Source organism: Stenotrophomonas sp. SrG (genome assembly GCF_050031795.1).
GTDB classification, from domain to species: Bacteria; Pseudomonadota; Gammaproteobacteria; order Xanthomonadales; family Xanthomonadaceae; genus Stenotrophomonas; species Stenotrophomonas rhizophila_A.
Map to the genome: position 1 here is coordinate 1 of NZ_JBNBBE010000616.1, position 250 is coordinate 250.

Annotated in this window: 1 pseudogene; it reads left to right on the forward strand. The window is 60.4% G+C overall.

Annotation, left to right across the window (positions count from 1 at the left end):
- Positions 1-250 (forward strand): annotated as a pseudogene (locus ACQG3P_RS21045) (ubiquinone biosynthesis regulatory protein kinase UbiB); the annotation flags it as partial.

The window sequence follows — 250 nt, forward strand, 5'->3', positions numbered from 1 at the left end:
TTCCGAGGAAGATCAGTACTACCTGGCCGAAAACTTCATGGCCATCTTCTACAAGGATTACCGGCGCATGGCCGAGCTCCATGTCGAAGCCGGCTGGATGCCCAACAACGTGCGCATCGCTGAACTCGAAGCCGCCGCGCGTTCGGTATGCGAACCGTACTTCACCCGCCCGCTGTCGCAGATCTCGCTGGCCGACGTGCTGATCAAGCTGTTCCGCGTGGCCCAGCGTTACGAACTTACCCTGCAGCCG